The organism is Pseudomonas sp. W3I7, assembly GCF_030816095.1.
Lineage (GTDB): Bacteria > Pseudomonadota > Gammaproteobacteria > Pseudomonadales > Pseudomonadaceae > Aquipseudomonas > Aquipseudomonas salomonii.
In genome coordinates, this window is the sequence record NZ_JAUSXP010000001.1 from 4,384,596 (window position 1) to 4,404,734 (window position 20,139).

General features: G+C 59.6%; 17 protein-coding genes. 6 read left to right on the forward strand and 11 right to left on the reverse strand.

The features are described from left to right. Positions 1-14: 14 nt before the first annotated feature. Complete coding sequence (locus QF043_RS20215; RefSeq protein ID WP_010176194.1) at positions 15-293, reverse strand: hypothetical protein; 279 nt, start codon at positions 291-293, stop codon at positions 15-17. A 237-nt stretch (positions 294-530) separates the two neighbouring features. Here QF043_RS20215 and QF043_RS20220 point away from each other — a divergent pair, with 237 nt between their 5' ends. Further along, positions 531-1,568 carry a patatin-like phospholipase family protein gene (locus QF043_RS20220; RefSeq protein ID WP_099549110.1) on the forward strand — a complete coding sequence of 346 codons (1,038 nt, stop codon included), beginning with the start codon at positions 531-533 and terminating at the stop codon, positions 1,566-1,568. A gap of 132 nt (positions 1,569-1,700) precedes the next feature. Here the strand turns inward: QF043_RS20220 and QF043_RS20225 are convergent, their stop codons facing one another. The 6 genes from QF043_RS20225 to kdpF all read right to left on the reverse strand — a co-directional run bounded on the left by QF043_RS20225 (position 1,701) and on the right by kdpF (position 9,780). Further along, positions 1,701-2,390, reverse strand: a complete 690-nt coding sequence (locus QF043_RS20225; protein ID WP_307419943.1) for a response regulator — start codon at positions 2,388-2,390, stop codon at positions 1,701-1,703. Positions 2,391-2,427: 37 nt separating this feature from the next. Further along, entirely contained in the window at positions 2,428-5,079 is a 2,652-nt protein-coding gene (locus tag QF043_RS20230; protein ID WP_307419944.1) for a sensor histidine kinase KdpD, read from the reverse strand. A 137-nt stretch (positions 5,080-5,216) separates the two neighbouring features. Further along, a complete protein-coding gene (gene kdpC / locus QF043_RS20235) occupies positions 5,217-5,762 on the reverse strand; it encodes a potassium-transporting ATPase subunit KdpC (protein ID WP_307419946.1) in 546 nt (181 codons plus the stop codon). A gap of 139 nt (positions 5,763-5,901) precedes the next feature. After that, a complete protein-coding gene (gene kdpB / locus QF043_RS20240; protein WP_373460716.1) occupies positions 5,902-7,959 on the reverse strand; it encodes a potassium-transporting ATPase subunit KdpB in 2,058 nt (685 codons plus the stop codon). Positions 7,960-7,980: 21 nt separating this feature from the next. Then, positions 7,981-9,681, reverse strand: a complete 1,701-nt coding sequence (kdpA, locus tag QF043_RS20245; RefSeq protein WP_307419948.1) for a potassium-transporting ATPase subunit KdpA — start codon at positions 9,679-9,681, stop codon at positions 7,981-7,983. A gap of 9 nt (positions 9,682-9,690) precedes the next feature. Next, positions 9,691-9,780, reverse strand: coding sequence for a K(+)-transporting ATPase subunit F (kdpF, locus tag QF043_RS20250; protein WP_003218754.1), 90 nt, complete (start codon positions 9,778-9,780; stop codon positions 9,691-9,693). Between the two features lie 414 nt (positions 9,781-10,194). Between kdpF and eat the strand changes: the two genes are divergently transcribed. Then, positions 10,195-11,559 carry an ethanolamine permease gene (eat, locus tag QF043_RS20255; RefSeq protein WP_307419949.1) on the forward strand — a complete coding sequence of 455 codons (1,365 nt, stop codon included), beginning with the start codon at positions 10,195-10,197 and terminating at the stop codon, positions 11,557-11,559. Between the two features lie 111 nt (positions 11,560-11,670). After that, complete coding sequence (locus tag QF043_RS20260; protein ID WP_017136085.1) at positions 11,671-11,838, forward strand: DUF2897 family protein; 168 nt, start codon at positions 11,671-11,673, stop codon at positions 11,836-11,838. A gap of 19 nt (positions 11,839-11,857) precedes the next feature. Here the strand turns inward: QF043_RS20260 and QF043_RS20265 are convergent, their stop codons facing one another. Continuing rightward, positions 11,858-12,706: a DUF1989 domain-containing protein gene (locus QF043_RS20265; RefSeq protein ID WP_099490042.1), complete on the reverse strand. Its 849-nt coding sequence runs from the start codon at positions 12,704-12,706 to the stop codon at positions 11,858-11,860. 15 nt (positions 12,707-12,721) lie between these two features. Next, positions 12,722-13,366 (reverse strand): GntR family transcriptional regulator, encoded by a 645-nt coding sequence (locus QF043_RS20270; RefSeq protein ID WP_307419950.1) that lies wholly within the window; start codon positions 13,364-13,366, stop codon positions 12,722-12,724. 134 nt (positions 13,367-13,500) lie between these two features. On the opposite strand from QF043_RS20270, the gene QF043_RS20275 reads away from it, so the two are divergent. Further along, the gene (locus QF043_RS20275; RefSeq protein WP_305458668.1) at positions 13,501-14,079 is read left to right on the forward strand and encodes a TetR/AcrR family transcriptional regulator; all 579 of its coding nucleotides are present in this window, start codon (positions 13,501-13,503) and stop codon (positions 14,077-14,079) included. Positions 14,080-14,106: 27 nt separating this feature from the next. On the opposite strand, the gene QF043_RS20280 is transcribed toward QF043_RS20275, so the two are convergent. Both QF043_RS20280 and QF043_RS20285 read right to left on the reverse strand, forming a co-directional pair. Then, positions 14,107-14,439 (reverse strand): helix-hairpin-helix domain-containing protein, encoded by a 333-nt coding sequence (locus QF043_RS20280; protein ID WP_058422818.1) that lies wholly within the window; start codon positions 14,437-14,439, stop codon positions 14,107-14,109. A 111-nt stretch (positions 14,440-14,550) separates the two neighbouring features. Next, positions 14,551-16,545 carry a nucleoside-diphosphate sugar epimerase/dehydratase gene (locus tag QF043_RS20285; RefSeq protein WP_307419951.1) on the reverse strand — a complete coding sequence of 665 codons (1,995 nt, stop codon included), beginning with the start codon at positions 16,543-16,545 and terminating at the stop codon, positions 14,551-14,553. A gap of 1,186 nt (positions 16,546-17,731) precedes the next feature. Between QF043_RS20285 and wecB the strand changes: the two genes are divergently transcribed. Next, positions 17,732-18,871, forward strand: coding sequence for a non-hydrolyzing UDP-N-acetylglucosamine 2-epimerase (gene wecB / locus QF043_RS20290; RefSeq protein ID WP_307419952.1), 1,140 nt, complete (start codon positions 17,732-17,734; stop codon positions 18,869-18,871). After that, positions 18,868-20,133 (forward strand): UDP-N-acetyl-D-mannosamine dehydrogenase, encoded by a 1,266-nt coding sequence (wecC, locus tag QF043_RS20295; protein ID WP_307419953.1) that lies wholly within the window; start codon positions 18,868-18,870, stop codon positions 20,131-20,133. The genes wecB and wecC overlap by 4 nt, the downstream gene beginning before the upstream one ends. Positions 20,134-20,139: the final 6 nt, after the last annotated feature.

A 20,139-nucleotide genomic window follows, 5' to 3' on the forward strand; every position in this document is an offset into this window, starting at 1 on the left:
GCACCGCTCACCGATCAACGCCCGGCGCGCGACTCACGAATGTAGAAGCGCGCTTTCTCGGCCTTGTTGGAACAGCCTTCAAACGCTTCGAATTGCTGCTGGGTCTTGGCGCCGGTCAACAGCGACAACGCCTTAGAGTAGCTCACGGTGCCGGCAAAGCCTTCGGCCTTGGCCAAATCCAACTCGTGCCAGGCCGCATCCAATTGCGTGCCACAGCTGTCGCGGTATGCGGTTTTGCCGGCACAACCGGCCAGGGCCAACACGATCACAGGCACACACATCCAGGCTTTCATCAATGACACCTCAAATATAGAAAAACAGTCGTAGGCTGTAGACGTTGCCTCCAAGGAAAAGTGCCTTGTGGGCAGCCTGAAATCAGAAGTGTCCATTCAAACGTGCTTTCAGAAGTGCCTGCTCAGAAATGCCTACCGCCAGAGCATACCCGAGGGTTATGGCTATTCTGGAAAAATATTTTGATGCCCTCGGCCGGTAAGCGCATTGTGGGCCACTGTTTTGCGAAGGATCAGCTCATGAAAAAACGTGTTGCCTTGGTGCTCGGTTCCGGCGGCGCCCGCGGTTACGCCCACATCGGCGTGATCGAGGAAATCGAACGGCGCGGCTACGACATCGCCTGTATCGCCGGCTGCTCCATGGGCGCCGTGGTCGGCGGGATCTACGCCGCCGGCAAGCTCGACGAATACCGCAACTGGATCGAGAGCCTCGACTACCTGGACGTGCTGCGCCTGGTGGACGTGAGCTTTCGCCTGGGGGCGATACGTGGCGAAAAAGTCTTCGGGCAAATCCGCAAGATCGTCGGCGAGATCAATATCGAAGAACTGCGCATTCCCTACACCGCCGTGGCCACCGACCTGACCAACCAACAGGAAATCTGGTTCCAGGAAGGCTGCCTGCACCAGGCCATGCGCGCTTCGGCGGCGATCCCCAGCCTGTTCACGCCGGTGATGCAAGGCAACCGCATGCTGGTGGACGGCGGCCTGCTCAACCCGCTGCCGATCGTGCCGGTGGTGTCGAGCCATTGCGACTTGATCATCGCGGTCAACCTCAACGCCACCAACCAGAAGCACTACCACCTGCCGGTGATCCAGCGCCCGCCTGCGTTCAAAAGCCGCTTCAACAGCCTGGCCAAATCACTCGGTTCGCACCTGCCGTTTCGGCGCAAACAGGCCGAGCAATTGATGAAGCTGGAGCAGGAAGCCTTGCAGTCCCAGGCTGCCGAAATCAACCCGTGGCTGGAGTCGGCCGAACCCGAAGCCCAGCAACCTGCGGCGGCCCCGGAAAAACAAGGTGCGCCGAAATCTGCCACCGGCTCGTTCATCATCGATAACGTTGGGCCGGCGTCACTGCTGGACCTGATCAACCAGAGTTTCGAAGTGATGCAGACCTCGTTGGCCCAGTACAAAATCGCCGGTTACCCGCCGGACGTACTGATCAACGTGCCGAAGCGGGTGTGTCGGTTTTTCGAGTTTTACAAGGCGCCGGAGTTGATCGCGTTGGGGCGGGAAATTGCCAGTGATACCTTGGACAAGTATGAGAGTGAGCAGGGTTGAAAGTGTGGGTGTGGCTGATGGCCTCTTCGCGAGCAAGCCCGCTCCCACATTTGTCGGCATTCCAAAGGTGGAACGCTATCGAATGTGGGAGCGGGCTTGCTCGCGAAGGCGCCGGTTCAGGCACCGATAAATTCAGGCATTCAACAACCGATACCCCACACCCGCCTCGGTCACGATAAACCGTGGCTGCGTCGGATCATCCGCCAGTTTCTGACGCAGATGGCCCACCACGATGCGCAGGTAATGGCTGTCTTCGGTATGGGTCGGCCCCCAGATATCCTTAAGCAATTGCTGCTGAGTGATCACCCGCCCCGGATGCCGTGCCAGTTGCGCCAGCACCGCGTACTCCTTGCGGGTCAAGGCCACCTCGACACCGTCCAGCAGCACCCGGCGATAGGCCAGGTCCACCGTCAACGGGCCGAAACTCAGCGCCGCTTCCGGAGCCTCTCCGGCTGGCGCCTGGCGCAGCAAGGCGCGTACACGCGCAAGAAACTCCTGGATGCCAAAGGGCTTGGTCACGTAGTCATTGGCGCCGCTGTCCAGGGCTTCGACTTTTTGCACTTCACTGGCGCGCACCGACAGCACCAATACCGGCACCGTCGACCACTCGCGAAACTCGCGCAACACTTGCTGGCCGTCCATGTCGGGCAGGCCAAGGTCGAGCACCAGCAAGTCCGGTTTGCTCAATGCCGCTTGGGCCAGGCCTTCGTTGCCGGTGCCGGCCTCGATCACCTTGTAGCCCTGGGAGGCCAGGCTGATACGCAGGAATTTGCGGATCTGCGGTTCGTCATCAATGACTAGAATCGTCGCGGTCTGGCTCATGGTGTCCAATCAAAATCCGTGGAAAAAAGAGGGTAGCTCAAGGCTCGCGCTCCGGGCCAGGTTGCGTCGGTAACGGCAGGAACAAGCTGATGCAGGTGCCGCGCCCTTCTATACCATCCTCGACGCGGATATGCCCGCCGTGTGCGCCCACCATGCCCTGGCAGATCGCCAGGCCAAGGCCTGTGCCCTGCCCGCCGCGATCACCACGGGCGGCGGTGTAGAACATATCGAAAATCTTCGCACGCTCGTCCTCGGGGATCCCCGGCCCCTCGTCGGCCACTGCAAAAAACAGCTGCTCATCCGCCACGCCGGCACTCACCTGCAAACGGCCGTGGGGCGGTGAAAACCGCGCGGCGTTTTCCAGCACATTGACCAAGGCCTGCTCGATCAACGCCGCGTGTACATACAGCAGCGGCAGCTGCGCCGGCACGTCGGTGTGTACCTGCAACGGCGCCAGCACTGCGCGCAAACGGCCCAGGGCGCTGCCGACAATATCACCCGGCGACACCCAGTCGCGCGCCAGTTTCAGCGCGCCGTGGCCCAGGCGTGTCATATCCAGCAGGTTCTGGATATAGCGGTCCAGGCGCTCGGCTTCATCGCGGGTGCCTTCCAGCAATTCGCGGCGGTCTTCCAGCGGGATGGCTTCGCCGAGCGCCAGCAGGCTGTCGATGCTGCCGCGCATCGAGGTCAACGGCGTGCGCAAATCGTGGGACACCGAGGCCAGCAAGGCGCTGCGCAGTTGTTCGGTTTCGCCGTGCAGGCGCGCAGATTCCAGCTCCTGCGCCAGTTGCGCGCGCGCCAGAGCCTGGGCCAATGGCTGGCTCAATGCGGTGAGCAGACGACGGCGTTGGCCGCTCAATTCCAGGCCGGGTTTCGGGCTGACGCCAAGCAAACCCAACGGCCCCTCCTCCCCCGACAGCGGCCACCACCACCAACGCCCAAACGGCAAGGTGCCGGTGCCCATACCGGCCGGTTGATCATGCTGCCAGGCCCAATCGGCGGCAGCGCGTTCGGCTTCGGTGAGGTTAAGCGCGGCGCCGGTTTCAACTTTCCAGCCGCCCTGGCCGTCGCGGTTCAGCAGACACAGCTCCAGATCACTCCAGCCTTGCAGATGATGGGCCGCCGCACTGATCACCGCCTGGCGATCAGTGGCCGCCGTGAGCTTGCGCGACAGGTCGAGCAGTTCGCTGGTTTCTTCCTGGGTGTCGCGCAAGGCCTGCAACTGCCGACGCTGACGCGCCGCGAGGTTGCCGGTCAACGCCGCCATCAGCAAGAAAAACAACAGGGTCAGCACGTCTTCTTCGCGCTGGATGGAAAAGGAGAAATTCGGCGGGATAAACAGGAAATCATACGTCAGGAACGACAGCGCCGCGCACACCAGCGACGGTCCCAGGCTGCTGCGCACGCCGACCAGCAGCACTGCGGCGAGAAACACCAACGAGATATTCGGCAGCGGCAACACACTGGCTACCGCCCAGGCCAAAGCAGCCGCGACGATGGTCGCCACCACCGCCAGGCCATAGTCGAACCACACCAGCCCGCGTACATCCGGCAGGCGCGGCGGCGCGGGCATGTCGTCGCTGTCGAGCACGTTGATTTCCAGACCCCGTGCATTGCGCAGCAAGCGTGCCGCCAAGCCACCCCCGAACAACCTGCGCCGCCAGCGCATCCGCGACTGCCCCACCAGTACCAGGCTGGCGCGGCGCTCGGCGGCATGCTGGATCAGCGTCTTGGCCACTTCACCGGCGCGCAGCAACACCACTTCGCCGCCCAGCCGTTCGGCCAGTTGCTGGGCATTTTGCAGGCGCAGGCGCGATTGCTCATCGCGTGCGCGGCCATTATCGATATGCACCAGGCTCCACGGCAAATGCCGGCGCTGGGCCACGCGGCTGGCGTGACGCACCAGGCGTTCGGCCTGCGCATCACCGTCCACACCCACCAGCAAACGCCCGCGCACCGCCGGGGCAGCCTGGCCGAGCTGGCGGTAGCCTTGGGCCAAATCGTCATCGACATGGGCAGCGGCGGTTTGCATGGCCAGCTCGCGCAAGGCCATCAGGTTGGTCTGGGTGAAGAATGCGTCGATGGCGGCGCGAGCCTGTTCCGGCACATACACCTTGCCGTCGCGCAGGCGCTCCAGCAGTTCGCGGGACGGCAGGTCGATCAGCAACAGTTCGTCGGCCTCTTGCAGCACCCAGTCCGGCAGGGTTTCACGCACGTGCACGCCGGTGATGCCGCGCACCTGATCGTTCAAACTTTCCAGGTGCTGGACGTTGACCGTGGTGAACACGTTGATGCCGGCGGCGAGCAGTTCCTGGATGTCTTGCCAGCGTTTTTCATGGCGGCTGCCGGGGGCGTTGCTGTGGGCCAGCTCATCCACCAGCACCAGCTTGGGCTTGGCGGCGAGCAGGCCGTCGAGGTCCATTTCTTCGAGCATCACGCCACGGTATTCGCTGCGCAGCAAGGGTTGCTGCGGCAGGCCGCTGAGCAAGGCTTCGGTCTCGGCGCGGCCGTGGGTTTCCACCACGCCTGCGATCAGGCGCACACCCTGGCGCAGTTGGGTGTGGGCGGCCTGGAGCATGGCGTAGGTCTTGCCCACACCGGGCGCGGCGCCGAGGAAGACTTTGAGCCGGCCACGGCCGTCCCGTGGCAGATCGGCTAGCAGGGCATCGGCGCGGCCGGAGTCGCTCATGCTTTGGAGTTCCTTCAGGTATTCAGGTCACTGAAGATCCAATGTGGGAGCGGGCTTGCTCGCGAATGCGGTCTGTCAGTAACAGATTAGTTGACTGTTACACCGCATTCGCGAGCAAGCCCGCTCCCACAAGGGGATCAGAGTTTTTCCAGCGCCATGTTCAGCGCCAGCACATTCACCACCGGCGGCCCCACCAGCGGGCTTTCGATGTGCTCATCGAGCAAGCGCTGCAGTGTAGACACCGGCACATTTCGCGCCGCCGCCACTCGCGCCAGTTGATAGGCAATTGCCGCCGGTGGCAAGTGTGGATCAAGGCCGCTGCCGGAGGTCGTCAGGGAGGCCAAAGGCACCGGCCCCTGGCCTGGCACCCGCTGTTTATTCGCATCGTCAAAAATGCGCGTGGCCAATGCCGGGTTGCTGGGGCCCAGGTTGCTGGCGCTGCTGGAGACCGTGGCAAACGCGCCGGCCGATGGCCGTGGGTGGAACCAGCTGTCACCGGTAAAATCCTGGGCGATCAGGCTCGAGCCGCGCACTTTGCCCTCGGCGTCACGCACCAGGCTGCCGTTGGCCTGTTCCGGGAACGCAACTTGGGCAACGCCGGTGACGACCAATGGGTAGGCGACGCCGGTGATCAGGGTCATGAGGACCAGCAGGCTCAGGGCCGGGCGGATCATGTTAGTCATCTTGAAATCCTCAATAAATCGAGTAACCACTGTGGCGAGGGAGCTTGCTCCCGTTCGGCTGCGTAGCGGCCGTAGAATCCGGGACCGCTACGCGGTCCAGCGGGAGCAAGCTCCCTCGCCACAAAAAAGTGCGATCCAGTTACACCAGGTGCAGCGCGGTCAGGAGCATGTCGATCGCCTTGATGCCCACGAACGGCACCAGAATCCCGCCCAGCCCGTAGATCAGCAGGTTGCGGCGCAGCAACGCCGCCGCACTCGCCGCCTGTACGCGCACACCGCGCAGTGCCAGGGGAATCAACACCACAATGATCAGCGCGTTGAAGACGATGGCCGAGAGAATCGCGCTCTGCGGGCTCTGCAAATGCATCACGTTGAGCACGCCCAGTTGCGGGTAGATCGAGGCAAACAGCGCCGGCAAAATCGCGAAGTATTTGGCCACGTCGTTGGCGATGGAAAAGGTCGTCAACGCGCCGCGTGTCACCAGCAGTTCCTTGCCGATCTGCACCACGTCCAGCAGCTTGGTCGGGTCGCTGTCGAGGTCGACCATGTTCGCCGCTTCACGAGCAGCCTGGGTGCCGTCGTTCATCGCCATGCCGACGTCGGCCTGGGCCAGCGCCGGGGCGTCGTTGGCGCCGTCGCCGCACATGGCAACCAGGCGACCGTCGTTCTGCTCGTGGCGGATGCGTGCGAGTTTTTTCTCTGGCGTGGCTTCGGCCAGCACGTCGTCCACACCGGCTTCTGCGGCAATCGCGGCGGCGGTCAGCGGGTTGTCGCCGGTGACCATCACGGTGCGAATCCCCAGCTTGCGCAGCTCGGCAAAACGTTCACGGATGCCCGGCTTGACCACGTCCTTGAGGTGGATCGCGCCGAGCAGTTTGCCGTCGGCGCATACCAGCAATGGCGTGCCGCCACTTTGGGCGATCTTGTCGATTTCCCGCGAGAGTGCCGGTTGCAGGTCACGGCGTTGCTGGCCGATAAACGCCAGCAGGGAATCGACCGCGCCTTTGCGGAACACACGCCCCTGGTAGTCGACACCCGACAAGCGCGTTTCGGCACTGAACGGCACGGAGGTCAGCTCATCCAGGGTTGGCTCGGCCTGAGGGTGCAGAGTGCGCAGGTATTCGACGATGGATTTGCCTTCCGCCGTGTCGTCCGCCAGGGACGCCAGCAGCGCGCCTTCAGCCAGGTCGCGAGCGCTGACGCCGGGTGCTGCGATCACGGCGGCACAGCGACGGTTGCCGAAGGTGATGGTGCCGGTCTTGTCCAGCAGCAGCACATGCACGTCACCCGCCGCTTCCACGGCACGCCCGGATTTGGCGATGACGTTGAGGCGTACCAGGCGATCCATACCGGCGATACCGATGGCCGACAACAGGCCGCCGATGGTGGTCGGGATCAACGTCACCAGCAGCGCGACCAGGAACACCAGTGGCAAGCTGCCATTGGCGAAGTGGGCGAACGGCTGCAGGGTGACCACCACCAGCAGGAAGATCAGCGTAAGGCCGATCAGCAGGATATCCAGCGCCACTTCGTTGGGGGTCTTCTGGCGTTTGGCGCCTTCCACCAATGCGATCATGCGGTCCAGGGTGGACTCACCGGGGTTGACGGTGATGCGCACCAGTAACCAGTCCGACACCAGCCGCGTGTTGCCGGTGACGGCCGAGCGGTCGCCGCCGGATTCACGGATGACCGGCGCGGATTCGCCGGTGATCGCCGCCTCGTTGACCGCCGCAATACCTTCGATGACCTCGCCGTCACCGGGGATCATTTCCCCGGCGGCGACGCGCACCACGTCACCTTTGCGCAGGCTGGTGGCGGGCACGACTTTGAAGCTGCCGTCGGCTTCTTTGCGGCGTGCACTGAGGCCTTCGCTGCCGGCTTTGAGGCTGTCGGCGCGGGCCTTGCCGCGACCTTCAGCCAAGGCTTCGGCGAAATTGGCGAACAGCACGGTGAACCACAGCCACACGGCGATTTGCACGGCCACAAAGGTCGGTACCGCAGTGTCCGGCACCAAGCACAACACGGTGGTGAGGATGGCGGTCAACTCGACCACCAGCATCACTGGCGAGCGTTGCAGCTGGCGTGGGTCCAGCTTGACGAACGCCTGGACCAGCGCCGGACGCCAAAGAGCGGAGATGGCGGTTTTGGCCGGTTCCTGAGTAGTCACAGGGGCCGCATTTTTTGCAGGCATATTCATTTTCATATCCCCTCTAGCTCTTTATTTAGGAGCAGCCATGCTCAGGTGTTCAGCGATTGGGCCCAGTGCCAGCGTCGGCAGGAAAGTCAGGCCGCCCACCAGCAAAATGGTCACGGTCAACAGGGTCACGAACAGCGGGCCATGGGTGGGGAAGCTATTCTGGCCAATCGGTGCGGTTTTCTTCATCGCCAGGCTGCCGGCCAGGGCCAGTACCGGGAGGATGTAACCGAAGCGGCCGAGCAGCATCGACAGGCTCAACATCAGGTTGTGGAACGCGGTATTGGCGCTGAAGCCGCCGAACGCCGAGCCGTTGTTGGCGCTGGCCGAGGTGTAGGCGTACAGCAACTGGCTGAAACCGTGCGGGCCAGGGTTACTGATGGCACCTGCCGGGCCAGGCAGGCTGGCAGCGATGGCGCCCAGCACCAGGGTGCCAAGCGGCATCACCAGCAAGGTCACCACCAGCAATTGCACTTCCTTGGCCTGCAGCTTCTTGCCCAGGTATTCCGGGGTACGGCCGATCATCAGGCCGGCGAGGAACACCGCGATCAACACGTTGAGCAACATGCCGTACATACCGGCGCCGACGCCGCCGAAGATCACTTCGCCGACCATCATGTTGACCAGCGAGACCATCCCGGTCAGCGGGTTGAGGCTGTCTTGCATGCCATTGACCGAACCGTTGGACGCCGCTGTGGTGGCCACCGACCACAACACCGTGCCGGTGGTGCCGAAGCGCGCTTCCTTGCCTTCCAGCGGTGCGGTTTGTTCAACCGCAGGATTATTCAGCGTCGGGTTGGGCTGGTATTCGGCCCACAACGACGTCGCGCCGCCGATCAGGAACAGCGCCAGCATGCAGCCGAGAATCGCACGGCTCTGACGCAGGTCCTTCACGTAGTGGCCGAAGGTGAACACCAACGCCACCGGAATCAGGATGATTGCCGACACCTCGAACAGGTTGGCCCAGGCGGTCGGGTCTTCAAACGGGTGCGCCGAGTTGACGCCAAAGAAGCCGCCGCCATTGGTGCCCAGTTGCTTGATCGCAATCTGGCTGGCGGCCGGGCCGAGTGGGATCACTTGGTCCACGCCCTGCATCGTCACGGCATTCACATAGTGCGCGAAGGTTTGCGGCACGCCCTGCCACACCAGGAACAACGCGAACACCAGGCACAACGGCAGCAGGCCGTAGAGGGTGGCGCGGGTCATGTCGACCCAGAAGTTGCCCAGGGTCTTGGTGGACTTGCGCCCGATACCACGGCACAGCGCGACCAGCACAGCCAGGCCGGTAGCGGCGCTGACGAAGTTCTGCACGGTGAGGCCGATCATCTGGCTGAGGTAGCTCAGGGAGGCTTCACCGCTGTAGTTCTGCCAGTTGGTGTTGGTCATGAAACTGACCGCGGTGTTGAAGGCCAGCGTCCATTCCTGACCCGGCAATTTCTGCGGGTTGAGTGGCAGATATTCCTGGAACAACAGCACGGCGAACAGCAACACGAAACCGGCCAGGTTGAACGCCAGCAGCGCCAGCGTGTACTTCTGCCAGCTCTGTTCCTGGTGCTCGTCCACGCCGGACAGGCGATAACAGGCGCGCTCGACCGGGCCGAGCACCGGCGAGAGCCAGGTGCGCTGACCTTCCATCACCTTGTAGTAGAACCGCCCCAGGAACGGTGCCGGCACCAGCACCACGGCAAAGAAGGCGATGATCAGCCAATAGTCATAACTGTGCATAGCCTGCCCCTAGTTCCGATCCGCGCGTAACAGCGCAACCAGCAGATAAATGAACAGCGCCACGGCCAATAGCAGTGACACCCCGTCCAGAACGCTCATGGAAGTCTCTCCGTTTTGCGGCGATTGCCGCGTGTGGGGCAATTGTCGGCAGGAGTGGCGTAAAGGAACGAGAGCGAGGGTATGGGCGGGGCGTAAAGACGGCGTAAAGAGTGGGTTTATGCGGGGTTTACAGGGGGATTTTCAGCGTCTTGGCGGGCCTCATCGCGGGCAAGCCCGGCTCCCACCTTTGATCGCTGCCCACCAAGCCACCTCGGTCACTGTGGGAGCCGGGCTTGCCCGCGATGGCGTCGGTGCGGCCACTACCGCCCCCATCTGGTGCAACGCAGTAAAAAATTCAAACGCCAAACCGTCCCCGTGGCGACAGTTCGGCGCCTTTACGACATGAGTTCCGGCGATGGCATGGCCGCTGCAACACCCAGTAATCATTCCAAACCGTTCAGGGAGCGCCACACGATGAACACACAACTCAAACCCACCTTGGGCACCCTGCATTTATGGGGCATTGCCGTCGGGCTGGTGATTTCCGGCGAGTACTTCGGCTGGAGCTATGGCTGGGGCGTGGCCGGTACGCTGGGTTTTCTGGTGACCTCGTTGATGGTCGCCGCCATGTACACCTGCTTTATATTCAGTTTTACCGAACTGACCACTGCGATTCCTCACGCAGGCGGGCCGTTTGCCTACAGCCGTCGCGCCTTTGGCGAAAAAGGCGGTTTGATCGCGGGCCTGGCGACATTGATCGAATTTGTCTTCGCACCGCCCGCGATTGCCTTGGCCATCGGCGCTTACCTGAACGTGCAATTCCCGGCGCTCGACCCGAAACACGCGGCCGTGGGGGCCTACATCGTGTTCATGGGCCTGAATATCCTCGGGGTGAAGCTCGCCGCGACCTTTGAACTGGTGGTGTGCGTGCTCGCCGTCGCTGAATTGCTGGTATTTATGGGCGTGGTCGCGCCGGCGTTCAGCTTCAGCAACTTCGCCCTGAACGGCTGGGCGGGTTCCGACTCCTTCGGCGCGCCGGCGATTGCCGGGATGTTTGCGGCCATTCCTTTCGCCATCTGGTTCTTCCTCGCCATCGAAGGCGCAGCCATGGCGGCTGAAGAGGCGAAAGACCCCAAGCGCACCATTCCAAAAGCCTATATCAGCGGCATCCTGACCTTGGTGATCCTGGCCATGGGCGTGATGTTCTTTGCCGGTGGCGTGGGCGACTGGCGCACCCTGTCGAACATCAACGACCCGTTGCCGCAGGCGATGAAAAGCGTGGTGGGCACCGGCTCCGGCTGGCTGCACATGCTGGTGTGGATCGGTCTGTTTGGCCTGGTAGCGAGCTTTCACGGCATCATCCTTGGCTATTCGCGTCAGTTCTTTGCCCTGGCCCGTGCCGGTTACTTGCCGCCATTCCTGGCCAAACTCTCGCGTTTTCAAACACCGCACCGGGCAATCATCGCCGGCGGTGTGGTCGGCATCGCCGCGATCTACAGCGATGGCCTGATCAACCTGGGTGGCATGACGCTGACCGCAGCGATGATCACCATGGCGGTGTTCGGCGCCATCGTGATGTACATCATGAGCATGCTCAGCCTGTTCAAGCTGCGTAAGACCGAACCGCTGCTGGAGCGCACATTCCGCGCGCCGGGTTACCCGATCGTGCCCGCTATCGCGCTGGTATTGGCGCTGGTGTGCCTGGTGGCCATGGCCTGGTTCAATGCGCTGATCGGCCTGATATTCCTGGGCTTTATGCTGGCGGGGTTCATCTACTTCCAGCTGACCGCCCAAGACCGTGCCGATGCACCGGCTGACGCGATGTTGACCGGGCGCTAAGGTTAACGAGTCGGAACAGGCCTACAATGAACTACTCAGAAAGCCTGTTACTCAAAGCCGTTATTAGCGTGGGAACATTCTCCGACGCTGGTCCGCCTCAAGGAGAGCCTTATGCCGTGGTATGCGTGGTTGATTTTAGTGGTAGCGATCGGGTCGATCGTCGGTGGGCTGCTGATGCTGCGTGACAGCGCCAACAAGGTGGAACTCACCGACGAACAACGCAAACGCGTGGTCGAGCGCAACGCCCAGGCAGATGCCAAGGATGCGCAGGACCGCTGAGGCGGGTTACTCCCGCCCGTTATTCCCAGTCTGCCTTGGCAATATGCAAGCCGTGCTGCCCCTTGTAGGCAGCACGCTCAGGCTGGCTCCAGCCGTTGAGCAACGCCTCCTCCAAACGATAGATCTCTACGCCCAGCGGGCGGCACACGGTCAAGGGGTCTTGTGCGTCCGGCCCCCACATCGGTAGCGACAGATCCCCTCCCGGGCACGTCGACAAGGCGCAGAGCAAATCAATCTCGGCAAAAAACTCCAGGTAATCGCCCTTCTGCGCCGGGCAGGCTTTCATGAAGTACATGTCGTCATGATTAAGGCCGGTGCACTGGAAAATATTCAACACGTCGTGCACATCAAATTCAGTCAGGCCATGGGGCAGCACGGCGCGGGTCAAGTTGGAATGGCAGTGGTGGTGGAAGTCTTCGCCGGTGAGCATGCGGTTCACGTACGGGTCACAGCGGGTGCCGAGCAAATCGTGCAGGCGCCCGCCGTGTTCATCGATGCCATAACTCGCCAGGCTGTCATCGGTGATGGTCACCAGGGGGCGCAGGAACGGCAGGTTCGACCACAACCGGTCATGGGTGCTGACATGGGCGCCCTGCAACTGCCGCGTGCGTGCCGCCCACAGGCGTTCGCGTGGGTCATTGGCGTTCCACACGTTGAAATCGCCGACCTGTGGGCCTACCGGCGTCGTCACGCGAAACACATGCCCAGCCGGTACTTTCCACGCCCTGCCCGTGCGAATCGGCACTTCGAACTGCTCGATCAATGTGCGTTTATCCGCCTGGTCGCGAATACGCGCGTAGAAGGCCGTGTCCACTTGCAGCGCCGAGCCTTTGCTGACCTGATAGGCGGCCGGATAGTCTTTGTACATGGGTGAAATCCTCCATCAAGGGTAATCAAACAGCGCCAGGGACAGGCGTTCGGAATCGTGCAGGTAAAGGCTCATCGCCTCCTGCGCAGCTGATTTATTGCCGTTTGCCAGCAAGGTGTAGATCTCACGATCACGCTCCAGCCAGGGTGACTGAAAGCGTTGTTCATCGGGCGCCGCGCAAAACACCAGGCGCAATTGAGCGATCACTTGGGCGAAGAACTCGTCGAATAATGGGCTGCGCATCAACCCGACAATGTGCTGGTGGAACACCAGGCTGTGAGTGGCCACGGCGCGCCAATCTTCACGCTCGCGCGCCAGCGTGGTGGCTTCGATGGCGTGTTGCATGCGCACGTCGTGGTCCCCCGCCAGCGTGCCGCTCTGGGCGATGGCCTGCAGTTCAAGGGTACGGCGTACCACGAACAGGTCACGCACTTCATCGCGTGCCACCCGCCGGACCATCACGCCTTTATTGCGCACATAGCGGGTGAGCCCCTCCTGCCCCAAACGGTGTAACGCTTCGCGAATGGTATTGCGCGAGGCGTTATAGCGTTTGACCAGTTCCACTTCGACCAGCGCCATCCCCGGTAACAGCCGCCCACCCATGATGTCGGCGCGCAGCTCAAGGGCAATCTGATCGGCTAAAGACAAACTGAGCGTCATCGCCGCGCCTCGATTGTTGAACAATGCCTGAGCCAGATGTAATCACTTTTCATGCCAGGCCCGCTCAAGGCTGTCGCTATGGGTAAAAAGGATTTAACTTCGCTAAAATGCGCATTCGTTCCAGAGGCCGCCCTATGCGTTATTCAACAGATCACAAAGCCCAGACTCACCAGCGCATCATCAAGGAAGCCTCCGTACGGTTTCGCCGCGACGGTATTGGCGCCACCGGCCTGCAGCCCTTGATGAAAGCGTTGAACCTGACCCACGGCGGGTTCTATGCGCATTTCAAATCCAAGGATGAACTGGTGGACAAGGCCCTGTTGGCCGCCGCTGCGGAACTCGATGCCCATTGCGCAACGTTGTTCAGCCAGGAACGGCCACTGGATGCGTTTATCGACAGCTACCTGTCGCCATGGCACCAGACCTCGCCGGGTGAAGGCTGCCCGCTGCCCACGATGTCGTCGGAGTTGGGCCTACGAGGGCAGCATAGCCCGGTAACGGATGCGGTACTTGAAGCCAGGCTGACCCAGATCGACTCGGCATTGGAACACCCGAAGGGTGACCACGAGAGCCTGGTACTGATGTCGACGCTGGTGGGCGCCCTGGTGTTGGCCAGAAGCGTCGAAAGCCAGGAACTGGCAGCCCGCATCATGGAAGTGGTAAGCGGGTGTTTGAAAGAACAGGTCTCGGACAAACAGAAGGCCGGTCAGTGACCGGCCTTTTGCCCAGGGTTCACACCCTTAGTTGATTGCCAGCCTGTCGCGGTTTTTCTCCAGCAACGCCTTGCCGATGCCTTTGACTTCCAGCAACTCGTCGACCGCCGTGAAAGGCCCGTTGCTGTCGCGATAGGCGATGATCGCCTTGGCCTTGGCGGCGCCAATCCCGAACAGGTCACGGCGCAGGACTTCAGCGTCGGCGGTGTTGAGATTGACCTTGGTGGATTGCTCGACGTTGGCCATCTGGGCCGTGATAGGCGCTGGGGCTTCGGCTTTGATGGAAGGGGCTGCGGTGGTTGCTACGGAGAGGCTGGTGAGGACGGCAAAGATCAGGGAAGAGATATAGGCGTTTTGCATTGGTGACACTCCATGACATCGGAAGAAGAAAAGCAGCTTTCCAAAAGCTGCTTTTCTAACTTAGGCGATGTGGCGAGAGAGTCAAAAACCAGTGAGTAACAGGGTGTTAACTCACGGCTCCAAACGGCGCTGCTGGTAGATCCAATCGACGATTTCGCCGTCGGGCGAGTAGCCACTGACTGTTTCGCGCAGGATCTGACGCACACGGGTGTAGTCGTCCTCACTCACCGCGCCAAGCAATTCGCTCAGTCTGCTTTTGAGTACGTCCCACGCCAGGTGGTCCTCGTTGGCGCTCATAATCATCGGGTGCTGGGTAGCGACGACGTTGTTGCCGATCAGTAACTCCTCGTAAAGCTTTTCGCCTGGGCGCAATCCGGTGAACTCGATCGCGATATCCCCGTGAGGGTTTTTATCCGTGCGCACGCTCAGCCCAAATAAATGAATCATCTTTTCCGCAAGCTCTACAATTTTTACGGGTTCACCCATGTCCAGAACGAACACGTCCCCGCCCTGCCCCATGGAACCGGCCTGGATCACCAGTTGGGCCGCTTCGGGGATGGTCATGAAATAACGCGTAATTTTTGGGTGTGTGACGGTCAATGGGCCGCCTGCCTTGATCTGCCGGTGAAACAGCGGAATCACTGAGCCGGAAGAACCCAGAACATTGCCGAACCTGACCATCGTGAAGCGCGTTTTGTTGACGCGCGCCACGCCAGACTTGTCGCCAAACATCACCGGAGCTTTTTCAACGCTCAGGGCTTGCAGGGCTAACTCTGCAAGGCGCTTGGTACTCCCCATCACATTGGTAGGCCGCACAGCCTTGTCGGTGGAAATCAGCACAAAGTTCACCACACCGGCCTTCAAGGCTGCCTGGGCGGTATTCAAAGTACCGATGATGTTATTCAAGACACCTTCGGCGATGTTGTGCTCGACAATCGGCACATGCTTGTACGCAGCCGCATGATAAACCGTGTCGACGTGCCAGCTTTTCATGACATCCAGTAGTTTATTCTCGTCGCGTACCGACCCCAGGATAGGCAATAACTTAATGGGCATCGACTCATGCGCAACGCGGTGCTCAAGTTCGGACAGGATACTGTAGAGGTTGAATTCGCTGTGTTCGAACAAAAGTAAGGTCTTGGGTTTCTGCGTCAAAATCTGCCGGCATAGCTCAGACCCAATCGATCCCCCTGCTCCAGTGACCAGGACTGACTGGCCAACGATACAACGTGCAAGCAGGTCGTCCTGGGCTGGCACTGCATCACGCCCCAGCAAGTCGGCAATATCGACTTCTTGAATATCGTCGACCTTGACGCGACCACTGGCCAGGTCCATAAAATCAGGCACGCTGCGCACATGCAGCGGAAAACGCTCAAGGTTAGAGAGAATCTCACGCCTGCGCCCGCGGCCCGCAGAAGGCACTGCAAGCAATATCTGCTGAGCGCCCGTTGTGTCGATCATCTGCTGAATATGCTTGGGCTTGAACACCTGCAGCCCGGAGATGACACGACCTGCGATACTCCCATCGTCATCGATAAAGGCAACCGGGCGCATGACACGCCCCATGCGCAACGCAGCGACCAATTGATTACCCGCCGAGCCGGCTCCGTAAATGGCAACTTTCGTTAATCCATCATCACGATTGGTAAAGGGAACATGCTGCGCTGCAGAGAACCAATCGCCCATGAAGTACTGGCGCATCGCCAGTCTCAATCCGCCCACGGTCACCAGGCACAACCACCAATAATTGAAAATAACCGAGCGTGGAACAACGTATTGATGGTTGCTGTAAAGATAGACAGCCAGGCCAAGAATAAGTGAAGAAAGGCTTACCGCTTTGATAATAGTAATAAGTGCATCGTTACCAAAGTAACGCATGACGGCGCGGTACATGCCAAAGCGAACAAACAGGGGAATGGCGATCACCGGAGCGCTCAAGAACAGCCATAAGTATCGCTGGATCGGCTGCTCCATCTCGGCAATCCCCAGCCGTACGACGAAGGCCATCCATAATGAAATCCACACCAGTACAATATCGACAAGCACCTGAAGAATGCGCTTGTGGCGGCGCGGGAGATTTAATAAAAAAACTCTCATCTTATCCATGCCCTTCTCCAACACTTTTTCACGCTCCTAGACTCAACACCGTGCCCGCGAATAGACGAAAATAGCGATCCATAATGAATAACCAGCACTGAACAAAAATCGTACAAGCACGGCAACCGCATCAAAATCTCCCTTCAGAAAAATCGCACTCCTTTTACGACCTTTCCCTGGGTTAATAACCCCTATTCTGTACTGAAAATACCACGGTGTTACCCGACACCTACAGTAAACACCATAGATCGGATGATACCCTTGTTGTGTGGGAAATCCTTTGAAATCCTTTGTCAGTCCAAAAAAAACCAAGCCGGGTGTGCGTTGCCCCCCGCGAAACCGCGGGGTTCGAGTGCTCACGAACAAAAAATGGCGAACATCTGACAAGCTGCTAGGCTTGGCCCGAGACGTTGAGTTGCAGTCATATCATTAGCTAGCACAGCAACAGTCCCGTATAGCAAAATGTAACAAAAATGGTCACCTTTAAAACAATGCAAGATAGGCTGATATCACTGTCTATGTTCACTAAAGGCATAGCTGGATTCTAAGTCCCGTCCTCTAGAACGTCTGGCTAAGGCCCTTGGAGAGCCAAGTCGAACAGCTGTTCCATTCCAGTCTTGGAAAAAAAACGCCTAAAGAGGCTATACTCCGCAATGCGTTCAGCTGTGCCATTACAGCGGAAAGCATTGTAGGAAAAGTCCGTAAGAGTCCGCCGCGACAAAAATAACCGAATCAACAGCACTTGATGGTTGACCTTAATGATAAAAATGCTAATCAGCCATCATGTTTTAACGAAACCAAACAGCCCCAACGCGAGCAAATTGTGCCTTGGAGCCGAATGACAGGAACACTTTAGAGTATGCGCACTACTTGCTGAGTGATCATCGCAGGTGTACATACGCACTGCCAAACCGGACGAAAGGAGGCCGCCCAAGAATCGTCACTAGCCCCAGGCAAATGGCTTGGAATTCGCACGAACCTCAACACACGGGCATGCAACTGCCTGCGAGTGGAATTCCAGAAAACAACGCATGCACGACTATCAGATGTCATGTTTCCACTATCTGATTGTGCTGTCCCGCGGCCCTGTGCCCTGGCATAGCGTGTGCAAAAACGTATCACAACTGACGGCACCCTAATCCGCGGATTATGACGTAAGCGTGCATTGATTTTTACTTTAAGTAGCGGTGTTGCAATGACTTTAAGAACCCTGTGTGTATTCGGCACACGACCTGAAGCAATCAAAATGGCTCCATTGGCGTTGAGCCTTGCAGCCGATGAGCGCTTCAATGCCAAGGTCTGTGTGACTGGACAGCACCGAGAAATGCTCGACCAAGTGCTCAATCTCTTTGAAATCAAGCCTGATTTCGATTTGAACATCATGAAGTCCGGGCAGGATCTGACCGACGTCACGAGTGCCATCTTGCAGGGAATGAAAACTGTCTTCGCAACATTCAAACCGGATATTGTCCTGGTCCATGGCGACACAGCGACAACGTTCGCCACTACATTGGCCGCGTACTATCACCAAATTCCCGTGGCTCACGTCGAAGCCGGCCTGCGCACCGGAAATCTCTATTCTCCGTGGCCTGAAGAGGCAAACCGCAAATTGACTGGCGCTCTTGCGGCATTGCACTTCGCGCCGACTGAAACGTCCAGGCAGAACTTGCTGAGAGAGGGGGTCGCAAGTCAAAGCGTCCATGTGACCGGCAACACTGTCATTGACGCATTGCTGGATGTGGTGGGGCGAATCAAAACCCGTCCGGCCCTGCAGCAGCAATTTCACCAGCAGTTCTCATTCCTGGTTGATTGCCAGCGAGTAATCCTGGTCACGGGTCATCGCCGCGAGAGTTTCGGCGGGGGCTTTGAGAATATCTGCCAGGCCTTGATCACTATCGCCAGGGAGTTCCCCGATGTCGAGATTGTGTACCCCGTTCACCTGAATCCGAATGTACGCGAGCCAGTCAATCGATTGCTCAGCGACATCCAGAATATTCATCTGATCGAACCCCTGGATTATCTGCCCTTTGTGTATTTGATGGATCGGTCTTATCTGATTTTGAGTGATTCAGGTGGCATTCAGGAAGAAGCCCCCTCTTTAGGCAAACCTGTGCTGGTGATGCGTGACACCACTGAGCGTCCCGAGGCGGTCGACGCGGGCACCGTAAAACTTGTCGGCACCGAAATTGAGGCCATTACCTCTAACTTGAGAGTCCTGCTGACTGATGTTGAAGCCTATGGCCAGATGAGCTTCGCTCATAACCCCTATGGTGACGGAAAAGCATCCGCACGAATTCTCGATGCACTTTCACGAATTAAAAAGGCCAATTCATGAGCTTTGAAACTGTTTCTGTAGTCGGCCTCGGCTATATAGGGCTTCCAACGGCAGCCGTTTTCGCTGCACGCAAGAAAAAAGTCATCGGCGTCGACGTTAACCCGAACACAGTGGCAACCATCAACCGCGGCGAAATCCATATTATCGAACCGGATCTGGACACCGTCGTGCGGGCCGCAGTCACCGAAGGCTATTTGCGAGCAACTGTAACCGCAGAACCGGCCGACGCCTTCCTGATTGCCGTCCCGACCCCCTTCAAGGGCGATCACGAACCCGATCTTTCCTACATCGAGTCAGCCAGCCGAGCCATTGCCCCCGTCCTGAAAAAAGGCGATTTGGTCGTGCTGGAATCTACCTCTCCAGTCGGCGCTACCGAGCAAATATCTGCATGGCTGGCCCAAGCCCGTCCGGACCTGACCTTCCCGCAAACCCATGGCGAAGAGTCGGACATCCGCATAGCGCATTGCCCGGAGCGCGTGCTGCCGGGTCATGTACTGCGCGAGCTGATTGAAAACGATCGCATCATCGGCGGGCTTACCAGCAAATGTTCAGAGGCTGCGCGGTCGCTGTATAAAACATTCGTTGAGGGTGAATGCATCATCACCGACGCGCGCACTGCCGAAATGTGCAAACTCACAGAAAACAGCTTTCGCGACGTGAATATCGCGTTTGCCAATGAACTGTCGATGATCTGCGACGAACTCAACATCAATGTATGGGAGCTGATCCGCCTTGCGAATCACCACCCTCGCGTTAACATCCTGCAACCTGGCCCCGGTGTGGGCGGCCACTGCATCGCTGTCGACCCCTGGTTCATTGTCAGCAAAACACCCGCCCGGGCGCGCCTGATCCGCACCGCAAGGGAAGTCAATGACAGCAAGCCAAAGTGGGTATTGGAGCAGGTTCAACAGGCCATCGGTCAATTCCTGCAGGAACACCCGTCGAAAACGGCCAAGGACGTCACGGTTGCCTGCCTCGGGCTGGCCTTCAAGCCGGACATCGACGACTTGCGTGAGAGTCCATCGGTGGAGATCACCGCGCACATTGCCCAGTCCCATCCCGGTACTGTGCTGGCGATTGAACCGAACATCGCGAACCTGCCGGCTCGCCTTGAAGGTATTGCAACGCTGAGCGGAATCGATCAGGCGCTGTCATCTGCGCAGGTGATTGTCCTGCTGGTCGATCACAGCGCATTCAAGAAGATCCCGGGCTCACGCCTGTCCTCGCTCAAAGTCATCGACACACGCGGTGTGTGGGCTTGATAAAGC

What these genes read in the sequence shown, in the direction of transcription:
- QF043_RS20215 (WP_010176194.1), bottom strand. Translation starts at nt 293, where the DNA reads ATGAAAGCCTGGATGTGTGTGCCTGTGATCGTGTTGGCCCTGGCCGGT.
- QF043_RS20220 (WP_099549110.1), top strand. Translation starts at nt 531, where the DNA reads ATGAAAAAACGTGTTGCCTTGGTGCTCGGTTCCGGCGGCGCCCGCGGT.
- QF043_RS20225 (WP_307419943.1), bottom strand. Translation starts at nt 2,390, where the DNA reads ATGAGCCAGACCGCGACGATTCTAGTCATTGATGACGAACCGCAGATC.
- QF043_RS20230 (WP_307419944.1), bottom strand. Translation starts at nt 5,079, where the DNA reads ATGAGCGACTCCGGCCGCGCCGATGCCCTGCTAGCCGATCTGCCACGG.
- kdpC (WP_307419946.1), bottom strand. Translation starts at nt 5,762, where the DNA reads ATGACTAACATGATCCGCCCGGCCCTGAGCCTGCTGGTCCTCATGACC.
- kdpB (WP_373460716.1), bottom strand. Translation starts at nt 7,959, where the DNA reads ATGAATATGCCTGCAAAAAATGCGGCCCCTGTGACTACTCAGGAACCG.
- kdpA (WP_307419948.1), bottom strand. Translation starts at nt 9,681, where the DNA reads ATGCACAGTTATGACTATTGGCTGATCATCGCCTTCTTTGCCGTGGTG.
- kdpF (WP_003218754.1), bottom strand. Translation starts at nt 9,780, where the DNA reads ATGAGCGTTCTGGACGGGGTGTCACTGCTATTGGCCGTGGCGCTGTTC.
- eat (WP_307419949.1), top strand. Translation starts at nt 10,195, where the DNA reads ATGAACACACAACTCAAACCCACCTTGGGCACCCTGCATTTATGGGGC.
- QF043_RS20260 (WP_017136085.1), top strand. Translation starts at nt 11,671, where the DNA reads ATGCCGTGGTATGCGTGGTTGATTTTAGTGGTAGCGATCGGGTCGATC.
- QF043_RS20265 (WP_099490042.1), bottom strand. Translation starts at nt 12,706, where the DNA reads ATGTACAAAGACTATCCGGCCGCCTATCAGGTCAGCAAAGGCTCGGCG.
- QF043_RS20270 (WP_307419950.1), bottom strand. Translation starts at nt 13,366, where the DNA reads ATGACGCTCAGTTTGTCTTTAGCCGATCAGATTGCCCTTGAGCTGCGC.
- QF043_RS20275 (WP_305458668.1), top strand. Translation starts at nt 13,501, where the DNA reads ATGCGTTATTCAACAGATCACAAAGCCCAGACTCACCAGCGCATCATC.
- QF043_RS20280 (WP_058422818.1), bottom strand. Translation starts at nt 14,439, where the DNA reads ATGCAAAACGCCTATATCTCTTCCCTGATCTTTGCCGTCCTCACCAGC.
- QF043_RS20285 (WP_307419951.1), bottom strand. Translation starts at nt 16,545, where the DNA reads ATGGATAAGATGAGAGTTTTTTTATTAAATCTCCCGCGCCGCCACAAG.
- wecB (WP_307419952.1), top strand. Translation starts at nt 17,732, where the DNA reads ATGACTTTAAGAACCCTGTGTGTATTCGGCACACGACCTGAAGCAATC.
- wecC (WP_307419953.1), top strand. Translation starts at nt 18,868, where the DNA reads ATGAGCTTTGAAACTGTTTCTGTAGTCGGCCTCGGCTATATAGGGCTT.